The 19,939-nt window shown below is 62.9% G+C and carries 11 protein-coding genes; 2 read left to right on the top strand and 9 right to left on the bottom strand.

The features are described 5' to 3' along the window. Window positions 1-19: 19 nt before the first annotated feature. Window positions 20-454, top strand: coding sequence for a DUF695 domain-containing protein (locus tag CBW50_RS07895; RefSeq protein WP_076567214.1), 435 nt, complete (start codon window positions 20-22; stop codon window positions 452-454). Here the strand turns inward: CBW50_RS07895 and bla are convergent, their stop codons facing one another. Together bla and CBW50_RS07905 are read right to left on the bottom strand one after the other, a co-directional pair. Then, on the bottom strand, window positions 455-1,348 hold the full coding sequence (gene bla / locus CBW50_RS07900) for a class A beta-lactamase (protein ID WP_086145018.1): 894 nt from the start codon (window positions 1,346-1,348) through the stop codon (window positions 455-457). It abuts the gene before it with no gap. Next, on the bottom strand, window positions 1,341-4,016 hold the full coding sequence (locus tag CBW50_RS07905; RefSeq protein ID WP_086145019.1) for a PAS domain-containing hybrid sensor histidine kinase/response regulator: 2,676 nt from the start codon (window positions 4,014-4,016) through the stop codon (window positions 1,341-1,343). Before CBW50_RS07905 ends, bla begins: the two co-directional genes overlap by 8 nt. 515 nt (window positions 4,017-4,531) lie before the next feature. Between CBW50_RS07905 and CBW50_RS07910 the strand changes: the two genes are divergently transcribed. Continuing rightward, a complete protein-coding gene (locus CBW50_RS07910) occupies window positions 4,532-6,778 on the top strand; it encodes a TonB-dependent receptor (RefSeq protein ID WP_086145020.1) in 2,247 nt (748 codons plus the stop codon). A gap of 78 nt (window positions 6,779-6,856) precedes the next feature. Here CBW50_RS07910 and gluQRS read toward each other — a convergent pair whose 3' ends face one another. The 7 genes from gluQRS to tssF form a co-directional block, all read right to left on the bottom strand. Next, entirely contained in the window at window positions 6,857-7,768 is a 912-nt protein-coding gene (gene gluQRS / locus CBW50_RS07915) for a tRNA glutamyl-Q(34) synthetase GluQRS (RefSeq protein ID WP_086145021.1), read from the bottom strand. A gap of 211 nt (window positions 7,769-7,979) precedes the next feature. Next, on the bottom strand, window positions 7,980-8,609 hold the full coding sequence (locus CBW50_RS28730; protein ID WP_139842442.1) for a hypothetical protein: 630 nt from the start codon (window positions 8,607-8,609) through the stop codon (window positions 7,980-7,982). Continuing rightward, a complete protein-coding gene (locus CBW50_RS07920; RefSeq protein ID WP_086145022.1) occupies window positions 8,606-13,567 on the bottom strand; it encodes an RHS repeat-associated core domain-containing protein in 4,962 nt (1,653 codons plus the stop codon). The genes CBW50_RS28730 and CBW50_RS07920 overlap by 4 nt, the downstream gene beginning before the upstream one ends. After that, complete coding sequence (locus tag CBW50_RS07925) at window positions 13,557-14,861, bottom strand: DUF2169 domain-containing protein (protein WP_086145023.1); 1,305 nt, start codon at window positions 14,859-14,861, stop codon at window positions 13,557-13,559. The genes CBW50_RS07920 and CBW50_RS07925 overlap by 11 nt, the downstream gene beginning before the upstream one ends. A 2-nt stretch (window positions 14,862-14,863) precedes the next feature. Further along, the gene (locus CBW50_RS07930; protein WP_086145024.1) at window positions 14,864-17,002 is read right to left on the bottom strand and encodes a type VI secretion system Vgr family protein; all 2,139 of its coding nucleotides are present in this window, start codon (window positions 17,000-17,002) and stop codon (window positions 14,864-14,866) included. Window positions 17,003-17,079: 77 nt separating this feature from the next. Then, on the bottom strand, window positions 17,080-18,117 hold the full coding sequence (gene tssG / locus CBW50_RS07935) for a type VI secretion system baseplate subunit TssG (RefSeq protein ID WP_086145025.1): 1,038 nt from the start codon (window positions 18,115-18,117) through the stop codon (window positions 17,080-17,082). Next, window positions 18,081-19,928: a type VI secretion system baseplate subunit TssF gene (gene tssF / locus CBW50_RS07940; RefSeq protein ID WP_086145026.1), complete on the bottom strand. Its 1,848-nt coding sequence runs from the start codon at window positions 19,926-19,928 to the stop codon at window positions 18,081-18,083. The genes tssG and tssF overlap by 37 nt, the downstream gene beginning before the upstream one ends. Window positions 19,929-19,939 lie beyond the last annotated feature (11 nt).

Genomic DNA, 19,939 nt, shown 5'->3' on the forward strand with positions numbered 1-19,939 from the left:
CTTTTTGACTGTTGCAACCATGAACGAAAATTCCACTTCCGCCCGCAGCTGGGGCACCATCGTCACGCATAGCGACGAGATGGCCATCATCTACCGCTACGTCGACGCCTTCCATGACGACTGGGATTTGTCGTCGCAGCCGGACCGCATCATCATCGCCTGGCGCTATGAGGATGAAACGGGCATGCCCGCGCCGAACGAGCGCGAGCATATGGAAGAGCTGGAAGCGGCGCTGGCGCCCGTGGTGGAAGAAGAGGGCTTCGCCACCCTGGCGCTGGTATCGACGGGCGAAAACTTGCGCGAATGGATTTATTACACGCAGTCGGGCGAAGAATTCTTCAACCGCCTCAACACGGCCCTGGCGCCGCGCCCGAAGTTTCCGATTGAAATCCGCAGCGCGGCCGATCCCGCCTGGTCGACTTATGCGGGCTTCATGGCCGCCCTGCCGAAGTAATTACACCAGCGCAGCCGTCACGATGCGCGTGGCGGCCGTGATGATGTCCTGATTCGTGTCCGCGTTTTTCTGTTCGCGCGTGTAGTACACGGCGATGAGCAGCGGCGCGCCGCCGGGCGGGTAGGCGACGCCGATGTCGTTGACGCTGCCGTAGGCGCCCGAGCCCGTTTTATCGGCCACCTGCCAGCCGGCCGGCACGCCGGCGCGGATGCGCTTGTCGCCCGTCGTGTTGCCGCGCATCCAGCTATCGAGCTGCTGGCGCTGCGGGGCCGGCAAACTATTTCCCAATAACAATTGCTGCAAGCTGTGCGCCATCGACGCGGGGCTGGCCGTGTCGCGCACTTCGCCGGGGATGGCACTATTCAATTCCGTTTCCCAGCGCTCCAGCTGGAATACCGTGTTGCCGATGCTGCGCGCAAACGCCGTCACGGCTTGCGGCCCGCCCAGTATTGTCATCAGGAAATTGGCTGCGCTATTGTCGCTGTACTGCAAGGTGGCGGCGCACAGGTCCGCCACGCTCATGCCGTCGGCCAGATGCTTTTCCGTGATGGGCGAATAGGTGACCAGTTCCTTTTTCTCGTAGCGCACCTGCTGTTCCAGCAAGCCCGGCTGGCTGGCGCTGCGGGCCAGCACGGCGCCCGCCAGCATCGCCTTGAAGGTGCTGCACAGGGGGAAGCGTTCGTCGGCGCGGTAGGCCACACGCTGCTCGCTGCCCTGGCGCCAGGCGGCAACGCCGAGGCGTCCGCCGGCGACCTGTTCCAGCGCGGCCAGCTGAGTTTGGGCGGCGGCGATGCCGGTGGCGGGCGCGGCAAACAGCAGCGGCGCCGGGCACAGCAGGGCGGCGCCGCTGGCCAGCAGGAGGGTGCGGCGAACGTGGTTCGGGGAGTCAGTCATGGTCTGTCGCTATGTTTGGAGTGGAAAGGGTGGCCAGCAGTTCGCCGATGGCATGCAGGTTGGCCGGCTTGGTCAGATGGTGGTCGAAGCCTGCCGCGCTCGATTGACTGCGGTCGTTTTCGGCGCCCCAGCCCGTCAATGCGACGAGCACGGCAGCTGCGCCGGCCGCTGTCCGGCGCAGCGCGCGCGCCACTTCGTAGCCGTTCATGCCGGGCAGGCCGATGTCGAGGAATATGACGTCAGGCAAGAATTGCGGCGCCACGGCCAGCGCCTGCGCGCCGTCGTGGGCCACTTGCGTGGCATGGCCCATCATGTCGAGCACGGCCGCCAGGGTCTCGGCCGCATCGACATTGTCGTCCACCACCAGCACGCGGAAGTGGGGGGCGGCGGCGGCGCTGGCGGGGGCGACCGTCGCGGCGGGTGTTTGGGCTTCCTCTGCCAGCAGCGGCAGGCGCACGCTGAAGGTGCTGCCCAGGCCGGCGCCGGGACTGGCCGCCGTGGCGCTGCCGCCATGCAGCTCGGCCAGGCGCCGCACCAGCGACAGGCCGATGCCCAGCCCGCCCTGGGCGCGGCCCATGTTCTGGCCCACCTGGGTGAACATGTCGAACACGGTGGCGATCGATTCGGCGGGGATGCCCACGCCGCTGTCCTTGACCTCGATCAATGCTTCGTTGCCGTCGCGTACTGCGCGCAAGGCGATGTGGCCGCCGGCCGGCGTGTACTTGGCGGCGTTGTTGAGCAAATTGCCCAGCACTTGCGCCAGGCGCGTGGGGTCGGCGTCGAGCGGCAGCGGCTCTTCAGCAAGTTGCACCTGCAGCTGGTGGCGGCTCGCCTCGATCAGCGGCATGCTCGTTTCCACGGCGCCGGCGATGATGGTTTTCAAGTCCGTGCGTTCCAGCCGCAGTTCGATCTGCCCGCGCGTGATGCGGGCCACGTCCAGCAAGTCGTTGACCAGGTGCACCATCTGATTGACTTGCCGCTCCATCACGTCGCGCACTCTCGCCACGGTGGCGGGCTTGTCGGCAGCCAGGCGCATGATCTGCAAGCCATTGCGGATGGGCGCGAGCGGGTTGCGCAGTTCGTGCGCCAGGGTGGCTAGGAATTCCGTCTTGCGCCGGTCCATTTCGGACAGGTTGTCCGCCAGCTGGCGCAACTGCTGTTCCGAGCGCTTGCGTTCGCTGATATCGCTGAACAGCACCGTCAGCAGGCGGCTGCCGGGGCCGCCCAGGCGCGCGGCGAAGACTTCGAACCAGCGCTCCATGGCCACGGCCTCGTTTTCGTAGCGCACGGGCTCGCCAGTCTTGACGACGTGGTCGTACAGGTCGAACCAGTGCTGGTCGTGCTCGGGCACGAAGCTGCGGATGGTCTTGCCGATGGCATTGTCCAGGCCCGACTGCTTGACGAAGGCGGGGTTGCCTTCCAGGTAGCGGAAATCCACGGGACGGCCATGCTCGTCGTACAGCATTTCAATGACGCAAAAAGCCTGGTCCATCAGTTCGATCAGGGTGCGGTAGCGTTCCTCGCTGCTGCGCAGCGCGTCTTCCACCTGTTTCTGGCGCGTGATGTCGAGCAGGACGCCGGGCAATTGCAAGGGCGTGCCGTCCGGCGCATAGTCCACGCGCCCCCGCGCGATGACCGAGCGGTAGCGGCCGTCGTGGTCGCCGATGCGGTAGCTCGCTTCGAAAGGCGCATGCGCGCGCACGGCCTGCTCAATCTGCGCGCTGACTCGCTCACGGTCATCGGGGTGGATGATGTCAAGGTAGCGCGCCAGCGGCGCCGCCGTGGCCGCGCCGGCATTGACGGGGAACAAGCGCGCCATGTTGTTGTCGGCAGTCACGCGGTCAGCGACGATATCCCAGTTCCACGTGGCCACTTCGCCGGCCGCCAGGGTCAGGCGCAAGGTTTCCTCGTTCTGCTTGCTGGCCGTCAAGTCGAGCGAGATGCCGGACAGGGCGATGACATTGCCGGCGCCGTCACTGGCGCAGGTGCCGCGCATGTGCGCCCAGTGCAGCGAGCCATCGGCCCAGCGCACGCGGATTTCGACCTCGAAATCGCTGGCGCTGGCGATGGCCGCGTGCACCGCCGTCTGCCAGTGCTGCAGGTCGCCGTCGAGCATGGCCCCCGTCAGTTGCGCGTAATCGATGTTGCTGGCGGGCGGCAGGCCCAGATTGGCCTTGAACGCGTCGGAGCAGCTCATGCTGCCGCTCCCCAGGTCGATTTCCCACGTGCCCATGCGGCCGCCCTGCATGGCCAGGCGCAAGCGTTGTTCCGTCTGCCGTTGCTGCGTCACGTCGCAATGCGAGCCCAGCCATTCAACGATGCTGCCGTCGGGCGCCAGCACGGGCAGCATGCGCACGATGACGTTGCGGTAGCTGCCGCTGACGTGGCGCAGCCGGTATTCCGCTTCGAACACGGTCGTCAGATGCGATGGCATGACATAAGGCAAGTTGCGGTCGTCCGGATGCAGGGCATTGAGCCAGCCGCGGCCCAGCAGTTCGGCTTCCGTCTGGCCCGTGAAGGCGCGCCACGAGGGCTGGTCGGCATCGAACTGGCCGAAGGTTTTCGTGCTCCAGACGATGTCGCAATGGGCGCCCAGCAGCATATGCGCGGCCCGGGCGGCGGCGGGAGAAGTGGGCAAGTCGTGGCTATGCAGGCTGGGTTCTGGCATGGATAGGGTACGTAATGGTGCGGCGCGCCGCCGCTGCACCGGGATGTGGCAGCACGGCTGGGTCAGGTACGGCGATATTACAGTCAAATCTCCGCCCGGGGGTGTCCTTCAGGGACCGCGTCGCCGCTTTGCGGAAATCGCGGCGCCCGGGCTGGAAAACGCGAATACAGCAAGGTCTCGTCCATATTGTGGCTGAATAACCACTAGTCAGCCTTGAATGTTGGTGAATAAATATTTTACATAACAATATTCTTGCCGTGCATAAGCTGCTTGAATTAAATTGGCGCCTTACTTAAAAGTTGGTGTTCATCAGACATCCCAGAGATGCGGCCGGCACCGCTGTCAACTTGAGTGACAGCCAGGACAGAGCCAGTGACGCCGAGAGCGGGGGAACATCCGCTCGCGCTGCTGCACCGTGATGGTGCAAACGATCGTCCAGCGTCGTATATAACCGGGAGACAGGTTGCAAGAAAGACAGATTTCGCAATTCTTTTTTTAAACTTCTGGGAAACCACATGATCAAGATGTCCAAGATGCACCAGCGTTTGTGCGCCAAAAGCGCTGCAATGCTGGCACTGTCCGCTGCCTTGCCTATCGGCTCGGCTTACGCTGATGAAGTCGCTGCTGATACGGCCCCTGCCGCCAGCCAGCTGGAAACCGTGACCGTCACGGCGCAGCGCCGCAAGGAAAATATCCGCGACGTGCCCGTCTCCGTGTCGCTGCTGCGCGACGAGAAGCTCGACGTGCTGGTCTCCGGTGGGCAAGACATCCGCGTGCTGGCCGGCAAAGTGCCGAGCCTGAACGTGGAATCGTCGAACGGACGCACCTTCCCCCGCTTCTACATCCGCGGCTACGGCAATACCGACTTCAACATCTTTGCATCGCAACCTGTTTCCCTGATTTACGACGACGTCGTGCAGGAAAACCCTATTCTCAAGGGCTATCCGATTTTCGACGTGGCCGGCGTGGAAGTGCTGCGCGGCCCGCAAGGCACCTTGTTCGGCCGCAATACGCCGGCCGGCGTGGTCAAGTTCGAATCCGTCAAGCCGAAGCTGGACAAGGTTGAAGGCTATTACAACGTTTCCGCCGCCACGCACAACACGACCAACTTCGACGGCGCCGTCAACGTGCCGCTGAGCAAGGAATGGGCGCTGCGCGTCTCGACCCTGCGCCAGCACCGCGACGATTACGTCGACAACACGTTTACGGGCCAGAAGAATGCGCTGGACGGCTACAACGAACATGCGGAGCGCGTGCAACTGCTGTACGCACCGAACACCACGTTCAACGCCCTGTTCAATGTGCACCAGCGCAACACCACGGGCAGCGCGCGCGTGTTCTACGCCAACCTGATCAAGCAGGGCACGAACGACATCGTCGACGGTTTCGACCCGAAGAAATCGTTCACGAATGCGCCGAATTTCCAGCGCCTGCGCACCAACGGCGCCAGCGCCCGCCTGAGCTGGGACCTCGACGGTATTAAACTGTACTCGATCACCGGCTTGGAACAGGTCGGCAATTATGTGTCGCACGGCGACATCGACGGCGGCACGCCGAACGGCCTTGGCCCGACCAGCCCCAACTTCATTCCTTTCCAGGTTGAAACGGCTGGCGGCATTACCAGCGTGAAACAATACTCGCAGGAATTCCGTGCCGAATCGAAGAATGCCGGCCCGTTGAACTGGCAGGCTGGCGTGTACTATTTCAACGAAGATGCCAACGGTTTTACCGACAACTTCGACACCGACACGCATGTGCTGACCACGCACCTGGCCAGCCGCCAGAAGAACTCGGCCTGGGCAACGTTTGGTTCCGTGAACTACGCCGTCAACGATGACTTCATGCTGCGCGCCGGCTTGCGCTACACCAAGGACAAGAAAGATTTCAACACGGTGGAAGCGACCAACATCGTGCAGGTCAACCCGACCAGCGCCGATGTCAGCAAAGCCAAGGTCAACTGGGACCTGAGCGGCACCTATAAATACAACAAGGACGTGAATTTCTACGGCCGTATCGCCACCGGTTTCCGCGCGCCAAGTATCGCCCCGGCCAGCGACAAAGTATCCGTGACGGTGGCCGATGCGGAAACCATCACCTCGTTCGAAGCGGGCGTCAAGGCCGACCTGTTCAACCGCCGCGCCCGCGTGGCGTTCAGCGTGTACGACTACCAGGTGAAAAACCAGCAACTGACGGTGGTCGGTGGCACGTCGAACGTGACGCGCCTGATCAATGCGGCCAAGACGAACGGCCGCGGCGCGGAACTGGAACTGGAAGGCTTTGTCACGCCGAGCCTGAAGATGTCGCTGGGCGGCAGCTACAACTTCACGGAAATCAAGGACCCGAGCCTGTCGATCGCCACCTGCGACAAGACGCGCTGCACGGTGACCGATCCGATCAACGCCGCGAACCGCGCCGTCATCGACGGCAATCCGTTGCCGCAAGCGCCGAAGTGGACGATCACCGCCACGGGCCGCTATTCGATCCCGATGGAAAACGGCGAATTCTTCGTCTTCACGGACTGGGCTTACCGCAGCAAGATCAATTTCTTCCTGTATGAGGCAACCGAGTTCACCGGCAAGCCGATGGTCGAAGGCGGCTTGCGCGTGGGTTATACCTGGGATGCCGGCAAGTATGAAATGGCCGTTTTTGGCCGCAACATCACCGACACCCAGCGTATCACGGGCGCCATCGACTTCAACAACCGCACGGGCTTCATCAATGAGCCACGTCAATTTGGCGTGCAGTTCAAGGGCAACTTCTAATTGCCTGATGCCTGGCGCCGGCCCTTGCGGCTGGCGCCTGCTTCAACCCGCCGACGGCTCGCGCCGCGGCGGGTTTTTTTATGCCCGCTCAGGAAGGCGCGCCAGCCGCTGCGCCCAGGCGGGAATGGCTTGCCGCCAGAAGTCTTCCACGTTGTCGGCACGCACGTCGAGACCGAGGAAGCGGGCGGCCGGCAGCAATGCCGACGCCAGCAGTTCGGCCGCACCGGTGCCCGTGTCGAAGGCGAGGGCGCCCGTCTGCTTCGACAGTTTCTCGCCGCTGTCATTGACGACGACGGGCACGTGCAAGAAGCCGGGATGGGGCAAGCCCAGCACATCCTGCAGATACAGCTGGCGCGGCGTGGAGTCGAGCAAGTCCGCGCCGCGCACCACCTGCGTGACGCCCTGCGCGCCATCGTCGACCACCACGGCCAGCTGATACGCCCAAAAACCGTCGCCGCGCAGCACGATGAAGTCGCCCACTTCCTTGGCCAGGTCCTGTTGCTGCGGCCCCACCCAGCGGTCCGTAAAAGAGTACACCGCATCGGCTCCCTGCGGCACGCGCAGCCGCCAGGCCCGCGCCGCCTTGCCCGGCGCCAGGCCATGGCGGCAGGTGCCCGGATACACGGCGACGCCCCCCTTGGGCGCGCCCGCTTGCAGCACCGAATCCTGGATCTCCTTGCGCGAACAGCCGCATGCATACACGAGGCCGTCGTCCTGCAAGCGCTTGAGCGCCGCCTCGTACAGCGGCAGCCTGCGGCTCTGCCACGTCGCCTCGCCATCCCAGTGCATGCCGCAGCGCCGCAGGCTGGCCAGGATGCTCGTATCGGCGCCCTCGACATTGCGGTCGTAGTCCAGGTCCTCGATGCGCAACAGCCACGTACCGCGATGCACCTTGGCATCGAGATAGCTGGCCATGGCGGCAACAAGCGAGCCCATGTGTAGCGGACCGGAGGGGGAGGGGGCGAAGCGGCCGATGTAGGGGGAGGGCATACGGAGAACTGTTGATTCTGTATAGTTGTGGCGCGATTTATGGATGACTTGTTATTGGCTGCAATGCAGGCAGTGGCAAGTATCGTTCAGAGTATATGTCAAGTCAAATGCATTGCTAATTTTTACTACTTAAATGAGTAATTTATTAATATTTCTAGGGGATGGATAATACGTCGTATTGATCGCGGGTTTTTTGATGGGCATCGTGGAATTATTTTTTTGAAATGGCGGTTTCTATGACGGAAATTACATGTTTTATCCCGTTGGTGATGGCTGATTTGTTGTTGATGTACTTATCCTTCATTTTCTTTAGTATTTCAATATTTGCAATTTTTTCTATGTCCATGTCAATTGCATTCGCTACATTGTGATCAATGTTCGTTTCATCTAGAATTTTTATTATTATTTCTATCGTATTTTCAATTTGTTTTTTGTGTAAATAAAATTCGGCAACTAATAGTCGAATTTCGCCTGATTTATTTTTAAGTAATTCATTTTCAATGCTTTTGATGTCATTATTTTCTGATTTAAATAGTGCGTAACATATTGCGTAATTTAAACTATGTGAAACGGTTGAATATTCTTCGAAGTTTTTTATGGATTGTATTTCTTTCTTGGCTAATTTCAGTAATTCGCTATTTTTATTTCCTTTTAATGCGATTAGCCAGAGTATTTCTTTTTTTCTTGCGCTTGTGTTTTTCTGATTGATTTGTTTAAATATTTCATTTAAGTGTTCATCTTCCAATGTTTTTTCGTTGGATGATCTTGATAGATCCTCCAATTCAATTATTCCACCTTTTTTTATGATGTCTAATATTTTTGAATTTATTGATTTTTTCATTTTCCCAATATTCCATTTTTAATTTCAATGTGCATAGCTTTGTAGTCACCGGCTGCGGCTGGTTTTCCAGTGTCATCACATAACTTTGCTCCAGAGATTTTTGGCGGGGCATAATTTCCGTTGGTTACGCTAGATGTCGGAACAATTTCCTTGTGGGCATGAGGTACTTCATCTGCATTTCCTAGTGGTATAGCGCGTTTTTCAGCTGGGTCAATGCGCACTGCTGCTGTATTTCCATCTGGTAGGTTCTTTGTCCAGACTTGCCCTCGTTTATTGGATCCTGAAGAGTTAGTTCTGGAACCCACCATGATGTAACCTCTTCTCCGTAAAATTTTTCTTATATCACTTGGAAGCATATTATTCAATGCTGGTAAGTTTTTTATTTCGTCTACGGCGCTGGAAATGATGACTCTGCATTTTGCCAGTCCTAATGGGTCGCTCCACTGAATAGGATTTGTTGCATATGCGTAGCCATTCAGTCCACCTAGAATGCCGATAGGATCTTGACTAAGATAGCGTCCGCAATCAGGCTCATAGTACCGATACCGGTTGTAAAACAGCCCCGTTTCCCCATCTTCATACTGCCCCTGAAACCGCAGCGGCTGCTTGATTTCTCCCTCGACGTGCAGCAGGCGTCCCCATGCCTTGTAGCGCCCGCTCCAGACCACGTTGCCTTGCGCATCCGTCAGCTCGCGCGGCGTGCCCAGGTGGTCGCAGTGGTAGTGGGTGATGTGGTCGTGTACTGCAGCGCCGTCGGCTGCCGCTTGGATGTGCTGCCATGCGGAGACATGCAGTGCTTCGGTATCCGCTTGTTCTTGCGCAATCGCCGCTTGCAGTTCGGCATCGTCCCGGGTGGCGGGTAAATCCCACTGCGCCAAGCGTGGCCGGTGTACGGCGTTTGCCTGTCGGCAGGCTGGCGAAGCGATTCTGGCCAGCGGCACGAAGCTGTCCGGCTCGTACAGGTATGTGACTGTCTCTTCCTGCCCAAGTTCCTGTGCAAGCGTGTCGCCATCCCAGATGAAGAAGGTGGTGGTGGCGCTCGTGCGGGCGGGCTGGTCTTTGCTGATGTCTTGTTGCTTGCTCCAGCGTGCTTCTTCTACCCGCTTGGCGATGCGACGGCTGAAGGCGTCATAACAGTAGCGGGCGCGGTGGCGCGACTGGCGTTCCGTCCTGCTGGCGTGGCTGAGGCGGTTTTCGGCGTCGTATTGCAGTTCCAGGTCGCTCCAGGCCGACTCCCTGCCCGGCGGATGGAAGCGCTTGCCGGTGGCGTTGCCTTGCTCGTCGTAATCGTAGTCGGCATCGCCATAGTTGTTCACGACGTTGCCGGGTGCGGGAGCCTTGTCGATCAGATTGCCAGCGGGGTCGAAGGCGAACCGTTCCGCCAGGCCCGGCTGCACGGCGGCCAGCAGCTGGCCGACGGGATCGTAGGTATAGCTGAGTTTGCCAAGCGGGCCGGCAGTGGTGGCGCCCGTTTGAACGATGGTGGTCAGGTTGCCTTGCGCATCGTATTCGAAGCGGCGTTCGCGCACGGGGGCGGGTGCGTCGGCGCCGCGCGCCAGGGTCAGCTGGGTGAGCCGCGATTGCGGATCGTACTGGCGCGTGGCGAGCAGGCCGCTGTTGCCCAGAGTGCGCTGTTTTTCGCGGTGCAGTTTGTCGCGCTCGACATCGACCACGGTCTGGCCTAGCCACAGCACGCCATGCCAGTGGCCGGAACCGTAGCGCAGCGTGTCGATGCGGCGGCCGTTCGGCAAGACCGTCTGGATGCGGTTGCCCAGTTCGTCATAGGCGTGCGTCATGGCAAAGCTGGCATCCGGCACGCGCGGGGCGTTGGGCAGCCTGCCGGCGTCGGGCAGGGATTGCAGGAAATATGCGCTGCGCTCTTCGGTCAGCTGGCCCAGCGCATCGTGGACAAAGCGCTGTTCGGCTTGCGGCGCGGATACGGCTGTCAACCGCCCCAGCGCATCGTAGGCGTAGCGCACCACGCCGTCCGCCGTGGTCTTGACGGATAACAAACCGAGCGCGTCGCGCAGCAGCTGCGTGCGCTGGCTGCCGCACTCGGTGGCGGTGAGGTTGCCGGCCTGGTCGTAGCTGTATTGCGTGCGCTTGCCGTCGAAGCCCGTTTCCGACGCCAGCCAGCCTTCCGTGTGATACGCGAGCCGGTAGCTTTCGCCCTTGGCGTTGATCAATTCCGTCAGTTGCAGCGCGGCATCGTAGCGGTACTGCACCGTCTGGCCGATGGCGTCCGTGCGCTCCACGGGCAAGCCCTGGCCGTTGTAGCGGTAGCGCGTCTGCTGGCCGGCGGCACCCACGTGCGAGACCAGATTGCCGTCCGCATCGTAGGCGTAGTGTTCCCGTGTTTTGTCTGGTGCGATGAGTCCGGTCAGGCGGCCGAGGCCATCGTATTCATAGCTGCTGACGTGGCCCATGGCATCGCGTGCCGCCGTCAATCTTCCCTGCTTGTCGTAGCTGTATTCGCTGGTGTGGCCGGAGCAATCCGTATAGGCGGTGAGCAAGCCCTGGCGGCTGTACTGGAAATGCTTGCTGCCGCCCCTGGCGTCGACCAGTTCCACCAGCTGGCCGCGCTGGTCGTAGCGGTAGCGCGTGACGTGGCCCAGCGCATCGGTGATGCTGACGGGGCGGCCTGCCGCATCGTATTCGCGGCGTGTGATATTGCCCAGCGCATCCGTGAAGGCGACGGGCTGGTTCTGGCCGTCGTAGTCGATGTTGCTGCCGTGCCCCTTGGCATCGGTGCTGCGGGTCAGGTTGCCGGCGGTATCGTAGGCGTAGCGCGTGGCGGCGCCGTTGGCGGCTATATCGGCCAGCAGCATGCCATCGCGGTCCCATTCACGCCGGCCCAGCGAGGCGGCCTTGCCGTCGATCACGCGGCGCACTTCGGTGACCAGCCAGTTGGCGTCGAAGGTGTATTCGAGGACGCCGCCGTTTTCCGTGACGTGGCTCGTGTCGTTGTCCACGTAATCGATGCGCGTGTGCTCGCTGCCATCCCGGGCGCGCGTGGCGATGGCGCGCGCCTGGTAGCTGTTGGCCACGGTGACGGGATGGCGCTGCGCCAGTTCCTGTTCGCTCAATGGCGAGCCGCGCCAGCGGGCGCGCAGCGCGTCCAGGCTGATCCATTCCAGTTCGTACGTAAAACCCGTGTAGCTGCTGCACGACGTGAGCAGGTGGTGGCGATAGCTGTAGCGGCGCGTGTCGCCCAGGGCATTCGACTGGCTGACCAGGTTGTAGCGGGGCGCGAAGGGCGGCTGGCTATCGTCTGTTTCGCTGGCATAGGCGTAGCGGACATGGCAGAGCCGGCTGCCGTCCGCCAGCGCTTCGTCAACCCGGCCGATGCTGCAGGACAGTTCTGTCTCTCCGCGCATGGCTTCGAGCACGCTGCCATCGTCGCTGCGCAGGCGCAGCAGCACTTCGCCCGGCTTGGCCTCCATGACGCGGTCGATGCTGACGCCGCGTCCATCGCGCCCTTCGCTGCGCACGAGCGCAAAACGCTGCGCGGCAATCGGCGCGGACGGGGCCAGCATGGCGTTGACGCCGTCGTAGCCGTGCGGCAGCCAGCCGCCTTCTGCGCGCGCGTAGCGGTCGCTGCTGCCGTCGCGCCACAGCACGGTAAAGGTGTCGGCGCCGTCGCGCGTGAGCGAAAAACCTTCCTTGCGGCTGTCGTGCTGCTGGCCCGGTGCCAAGCCAGGAAGGCGCAGGGCGCGGCCGCTGTCGTCGTGAAACACGATGCCGGCTTCGCACAGCGACAGGCTGGTGGTGTAGGGCGTGGACCAGCGCGCGCCCAGCAAGCCCCAGTCTTCGCATTCGGCGCCGGAGCGGTAGCAGCGCGTCCAGGCGATGGGGATGCTGCGCTCGAGCGCGAAATCCGTCTGGTACAGGATTTCCTGGCCCGTGCCGAAATGCACGGGCTTGCGGCCCTTGACGGGTTTTTTCGCCGGGCCGCTATCCTTGGGACAGCAGTCGGACGGCGGTTCCGATTTCGGCTCCTTCTTGCCACGGCTCTTGCCGTCGTCGCCGCCGTTTTTCGGGGGAGGTTTGTCGAGTTTTGGCGGCGGCTTGTCCGGTTTCTGGCCGACCAGCTTGTCCTTGACCTTGTTGATGGTCGGTGCCGCTTTCTTGCCGAGAAACTTGCTCAGTATTTTTCCGCCGGGAATCTTGCTGAAGACTGCCGCTTGCAATACGTTGCCGGCGACATTCATGCCGATGTCCGCAGCGGTGCTCAGTAGATCCGGTGTCTTGCCTGTCAATATGTAATCGGCCGCCTGGTCGAGCACCGTGGCAGAGGCTTCCACTGCCGTTCCACTGGCAACGGTCGCCGTGCCGGCAACGGCGCCTGCTGCCGCTCCCGCTTCCATCGCGGCGGCAACGGGGGCGCCCACTCCCGTTGCCGCCACGCCAACGCCAGCCACGCCCAATACGGCGCTGCCTGTCAGGACGGTGCCGCCCGCGTCCACCAGGTCTTCGGCGGCGCCATGCATTTTCTTGGAGCCATGATCCTTGTAGTCTTGTGCCGCCTCCCGTATCGCCGCCTTCAGTTCCTTGAGCACGGGCTTGGTCGCCTCCGCGCCCCGCTCATAGATCTTGCCCACGGTATTGCGCGAATTCATCCATACTTCGCGCCCCATCTGCACCAGGCTGGCGCCGTTGGCGCGGTGGATGGGGCTGGCGACCTTCGTGTCGACCTGCTTGCCGACGGTGCCGCTCTTGATGCCGCCCGCCTTGCCGGCCGCGTCGCCCTTGACGGTGGGAATGGTGCTGCGCTGGTGCAGGATGACGGGCTCGCTGTGCGACTTGACGTTGGGCGAGGCGTTTTGTGCTTCCGCAAATTCACCGATGATGTTGTAGGGAATAGGGGGCGTGCTGGAGCCGACGGGCGTCTTGCAAATGTCGGGGCTGAGGCTGACGCAATAGAAGCGCGAGGCTTTGGTGACGGTTTCATTTGTCATTGTTTTGACCTTGCCCGGCCGCCTTGCCCAGTGCTTCCTGGGCCTGTTCCAGCAGTGCTATGCGTGCGATCTGCGCCGGCTCCATCACGTGCAGCAGGCGCGACGCGACCTGGCCCGCGTCGGCCGGCACGATGGCGCGCCACACCAGTTCCACGCTGGCCGCTTCAGGGGCGATCAGCACCGTATCGATGGCCAGGCGCCAGACGAGCAACTGATCGTTCTTGTCCGCCAGTAGCAGGCACATCACTTGTTGGGGCAGGGCGAAGCGCAGCACGGTGTTGCCGCGCGGGTCGATGCGGGCCGACGGATGGTCGTGGCGGCACAGATTGGTCAACGTAAATTGCTCCAGTCCCGCCAGGTGCGGGCATTGCTGGTCGGGCGGCGTGCTGTTCCAGTACGCGAAATCGAAGTCTTCCGGTAACAAGGGGACTTCGTCGGCACCCCATGTGTCTTTTTCCACGATGTGTCCGGCCAGTGCGCGGCGCGGCAGCCAGCCTCGGCCGATAGCGGCCAGCCCCGCCGGCGCGGGAAGCTCCTTGCCGCCCGCGCCTTGCCAGAACTGGGCGGCCGTGCACGGCAGCGACGGCTGCGTGATGCGGGGGGCGGGCACCTCATCGATATGTTTTCCATCCAGATACCAGTGCCGCGCAAAACCGAGCCCCAGCGGATTGGCCTGGCAGGAATCGTGCTTCGCCGCGTTGCAGTCGTCGGCCTCGATGCGGCATTGCCCGCCATAGGCGCAGGCGTAGTGCAGCGGCAATTGCAGGAACGGTTCAGGCGTGGACAAGTACCACGGATTGGGCCGCAGCAAGCCCGCCGTGGCAATGCGGGCGCAGCCTTGCGCCAGGCGCGTCAGGATGGCTTTCTTGCGGAAGGCGCGCTCGCCGCACACTTGCAGGGTCTTGTCGATCAGGCTCTTCTTTTCCGACCGCACCTTCAGGTTGACGAGAAATTGCGGCATTGCCTGCCCGCGCGGCGCGTGCGCCATGCCATTGACGATCACGTCGCAGCGCGGCTTGTAGGGCGCGAAGTCGCTCTCCTGCACGGTGCCTGCCTGCGTGTCGCCGTGCAGGTGCCGGTCTTCCGTGGCCAGTGGCGACTGGCGCGCCATGGGCAGCAGGCTGGCCACGCCGTCCGCGCCGCAGGGACCGAAGGTGTAGCCCATGCGCGCCACCACCACGTGAAAGGCTGCGCCGAATTGATCAACCATGTCGAACTGGCTGGCCGCGTGCGGCGTGCGGTTGTCGAACAGCAGGTTGGGGATGTTGAAATGGGCGGTGCCGGCGTCGTTCATCGTCAGCCCGGGTTGTTGTCGATGTCGTCACCGTGGATCTGCACCTTGGACCTGCCGCGGATGATGATTTCATCGGCAACGAGTTCGATGCGTCCCGGCGTGATGGTGATGCTGGACGTGCCTACCGTCATGGTGTGCGAATCGGTGGCCGTGAGCGTGCTGCCGGCGCCGACGATGACGCTTTTCGCCAGGCCGATCTGCTCCGCCTGCGCCAGCACCACGGTGGTGTTCATGGCGCCGATGACGGTGGTCTGGTAGGCGGCGCCGATGGTCAGCACCTTGGCCAGGCCGATGGTTTCGTCCTTGGCCAGGGTCACCCGTTCCGAACGGTGGCCGTCGATCTGCACCTGCTCGTTGCCGCCCACGTGTTCGCGGCGGTTGTCGCCGATGTCGATGTGTTCGTCATGGTCGACGCGTTCCTTGCGGTTGTTGTGCACGGTGATGTCTTCATCGTGGCCCACCGTCTCCGTGCGGTCGCGCTTGACGTGCACGGTTTCATCGCGGTCGACGGTTTTGCGCCGGTCGTTGCCGACCCAGTGCGACTCGTCATGCTCGACTTCGATGCGCTGGTCTTTTTCTGCATGCAGCCACAGCTCTTCCGCATCCTTGCGGTCCTCGAAGCGCAGGGCGTTGGCGTGCGCGGCGGAACCCTTTTTTGACGAGCGGCTCAGCATGCCGCTTTGCGTCTTGTTGGCCGGTAGCTCCCATGGCGGCATATTGCGCGCGTTGTAGATGCAGCCGATGATGATGGGCATGGCGACGTTACCGTCGAGAAATTGGACGGCCACTTCCATGCCCACCCGGGGCAGGCTGATGTGGCCGAAATTCGGTCCGGCCCAGTTTGACACTACCCTGATCCACGGCGAACTCCTGTCGTCGAAGTTGCCCAGGCGGTCCCAGTGGAATTGCACCTTCACCCGTCCGTAACCATCCGTATGGATTTCCTCGCCGGGTGGCCCGACCACGGTGGCCGTCTGCACGCCATAGATCTTCGGTTCCCGGCTATGGAAATTGCGGCCGGGGCGCCAGGGGATGTCACGGGCGATGCAGGTAAAGGTGTTGCTGTAGTGTGAAGTGGCGTTGCGTCCCTGCTGATAGTTGTTGCTGGCGTAGTGGTGCACGGACAGGATCAGGTATTCGCTGTCGGTACTATCGAAATGCCCGCCCAGCGTGAACCAGCGTCCCGGTTGCGCCGTGCGGTCATTGCCCTGCGCTTCGAACAGCTGGCCCTGGGCATCGCGCTCTTCCATGCGGCGCTGGGCCAGTTGCTCGCCGTCGTCGAAGTTTTTAAAACCGTAGCTGCCCGTGTTTTCATACACTTCCAGAGACGGCACGGCGCCTTGCCGGTTCAGCGAGTCGCGGCTGGCGCGGGCGCTGCGCGGATTCTTGAAATTGAAGCTGGCTACCGTCATCTGGCTTGGGGCCATGCGCCGCACCGTGCTCCATTGATGCACGCCATCGTCTTCCAGGGAACCGGCCTGGTGCTGGAAGGGCATTTCGCTCAGTTCACCGTCGATGGCCTGGCCGGTGGTGCTGTCGTCGGACAGCCACAAGGTGTGGCCGTCGCAGCGGTGTTCGTAGCGGTAATGCCATCCCAGCTGCTCCCAGTGGCGGTGCAGCAGATTATGGTCGCTCTCGTTGTGCTGGCAGGTGTAGGTGATGGCGGGATCCAGGCCGCTGGCGGCCAGCTTGTAGTCGCGCATCAGGTAGTCATCGAAGACCTTGTCCGTGAGCGCCGCCACGGTCAGGCCGTGGAAGGCGACATTGTTTTGCCGCAAGCGCAGGTGCGACAGCCATGGCTCCAGCACCATTTCATAAAAGGCGAAGCCGCCGTCCGTGCGGACGAAACGGAACTCGAACACGTAACCATTGAAGTAGCGCAAGCTGCCATCTTCGCGCACCAGCTCGACGGTCGCCATCTTGCCCATCAGCTTGTCGGGCGCGATGCAGGCGTCGTCGGAAAGCACTTCCACGACATAGGAAAAATCGCGCGACAGGCTTTCGCTGGCGCTCAGGCTGTTGGCCAGCAGGCTGCTGGCGGGCGCATCGCCGTGCGGGAAATGCAGGCGCAGCAGGCGCTGGCCCTGCATGTCGCCCACGAGCTGGGGGAATGCCGCCGTCGTGTCCGGGAACAGACTCATCACGCATCGCTTCACGGTAAGGATCGTTGGCTGACTGTAACAATCGCAGGCACAGGCGTTTTGCGCAGCCGCAAGGTTCAATCGTTGAGCGAAGGCATCAGTTGCATTTCGTAATGCTTGTCATCGCGGTGGCGCGGCGTGGCTGGATTGCCGAGGAAACTGTTGCAGCCGAGGCCGCCTTGCCCGCTGGGCGGCAGGGACAGGCCGTGCACGTCACTGGCGTGCAGCAGCAGCACGATGTCGTAGCGCAGCAGCGGCTGGCCAAACAGCATCAGCATCTGCCGAAGCTGGGCGCTGGCCGGGCCGCGCGGCAAAAAGCGGGCGTGCTGTGCTGCTGTGAGCGGGCCGATGCGCAGGCGCACGGCCAGGTCGGGGCGGCGGCAGCGCTCGCCCACGATGGCGCGCCGGCCCAGCACGGCGTTCGCGCCGCCCAGCGCCGTTTGCTCGCGCGGCGCCAGGGCCTCCATGGTGCCCGTCGCCTCCTGCACATGAAACGGCACGCCGAAGTGGTCGGCGAGGATGCGCGCCATGGCGATGGACGAGATGTTGCGTTGCTGTAGCAAGCCGCTGTACAGGCCGATGGCTTCGTCCTCGCCGCCGCCGGGACGGCAGCCTGCCAGGGCCAGCAAGCTGGGCAGGAAGGCCTGGCGCAGGGGGCCGTGTTCGATGCGGTATTTGCGCCAGGCCTGGTAGAACAGGGCGATGGCGCGGCTGGAAAACAGGTCGAGAAAGGCGCGCGGAGCGTGGTCGCGCTCGTCGTGCTGGTGGGCCGCGATGCGCTCCGAGTAGTGGCTGGGCAAGACGCCGTTGCTGCCCAAGAGGCCCATGAACGTGGGCGTGAGGTGCAGCTGCCGCAGCTGGCCGGACTGCAGTGCCTGTAGCAGGGCAGCGGCGTTGTCCTGCGCCGCCAGCGTCTCGATCTGGCTGGCAGGGAAGCGCAGCGAGATGCTGTTGTCGAAGCGCACGATGTTCGCCAGCGCCGCGTCTTCATCGAAGCCGTGTTCTCCCAGCCACGCCAGCAGCAGGTGCAGGGCCTGGAAGCACTCGAAGCGCTGCGGCGCGGCGAGCAGCTGGCCGATTATGCTGACGTCGTTTCGGCGAAGCAGGCTGGGCATCGTATGAGTTCCTTGCCGCTGCGCGCAGAGAGCAGCGTCAGTTGGCTAAAGCAGTTGAGCTGGCTGTTCATGGCGAAATAGCGCTGCAGCACCTGCGCGAAGATGTACACGCTGCTGCCGACAAAGGCGTGCTCGTCGATGCCCAGGCGGATGGCGATGCCGGGCATCAGGGAGGGAAACGGGACGGTTGGCATCCAGTCGCGCGTGCTGCCGTGTTCGAGCGTGACGATGCCCTGGATCAGGACTTGCGTGGCGGGCGAGCGGGGCAGGTCGTACAGGCTGAGCATTTTCTGGAATTCAGCCAGTCCCGCCTGCGTCAGGCTGGAGTAATTGAGCGACAGGTGCGAGATCAATTGCCACTGTGCGTCATTCTCCGTACTGAAACGCATGCTGGCCGAGGGCTTGCGCAGGAAGCGCACGGGGACGCCGTCCGGCACCTCCTCGGCCAGCAAGTCGCCGCCGGGCAAGCCGTAGTGCAGGTGAGCGGGCAAGTCGCGGTTGCTGCACAGCAGCCGCGTCGAGACCGTGGCGCAGGCCGCGCTGCCCGGCGAAAACTGCGGGTCGATCAGGCTCAGGCGCATTTCATGGCCGGGGCTGACGGCGGCCACGGCTTCGTCGCGGCGCGCCAGCCAGTATAGGCCATGTTCCTGGTCCTGCCCGGCCTGAGAACCCTGCAGCGAGGCATACAGCGGCAGAAACGTGCTCAGGCGTTCCCCGGCCGCATCCTTGCGCGCGAGGGTGACGGCATCGATGCTGTGGATGTCGTAGGCGAATGCATGCGTGGCGTCGGCCACCAGCGCATGGTCGGGCTGCGTATGCGCGAGGCGGATCGGCACGCCGGACTTGGCGAACAGGTTGACGACGGGCGTGCAGCCCAGCAGCAGATTGTCGCGGCTGACGCCGGACAATAGCCGTGCTTCGTGGCTGTCGCTGCGCACGCCCTTGAGCGGCAGGTGCAGGATGAACCGGCGGCACTGTTTCGGCAGCAGGGCGGCCAGCAGGGACCAGGCGATATCGACGAAATGAAATTTTTCCGGAAAGGCGAAATACTCGGTCAGCAGGCGCAGGGCCGGATGCGAGCGGGCGCAAAACGGGATCAGCGCGTCGTCTTGCGCGTAGCCGGCCGGGGCCAGCGGCATGCCGTCGACGGCATGCCACGGGCCGCCTTCCTCCAGCGCCACGTACGCGCCCGCGCCGCGCAGGAACAGGGCGTCGAGCAGGGCCGCGCGCACGGACGGTTCCCCATCGGCAAACACGCGCAGATTGGCAAGCCCCGCCTGGTCCAGATGGTAAAGGTCGCTGCTGCTGCTGAACTCGATGCTGAGCAGGGCGCTGGCGCCTTGCGGCAGGCGCAGGCCGGGCGGCGCGTCCAGGAGGGGCGAGAAATGCAGGCGAGAAATGGCCAGCGGCGCCAGGGTCACGTCATACGCGCTGGTGAACTTGCAGGCCACGCCCCGCACCGGCTGCGAGCGCAGCACGGTGCCGCGCGCAACGTGCGTCAGCTGGCCGCCCGGCGCTTCTTCCTGGGCCATGCGGACGATGGAGCACGAGGGAAACGGCCGCAGGTAGTGCGGGTACAAGGTTTCCAGTAGGGAATTGGTGAACTGCGGATAGGCGTCGTCGAGGCGCTTGGCGACCCTGGCCGTGAGCAGGGCGACGGACTGGATCAGGCGTTCGACGTGCGGGTCTTCGCACGTCTCGCCGGCGATCAGCAGGCGCCCGGCCGCTTTCGGATAGCGGCTGGAAAACGCGCGCGTGTACTGGCGGAACAGGCCCAGCTCACGTTCGTAATACGGCAGCAGTTGTTCCACGGTCGCGCTCT

It is taken from the genome of Janthinobacterium sp. GW458P (assembly GCF_002127585.1).
In the GTDB taxonomy this organism is placed as follows: Bacteria; Pseudomonadota; Gammaproteobacteria; order Burkholderiales; family Burkholderiaceae_D; genus Janthinobacterium.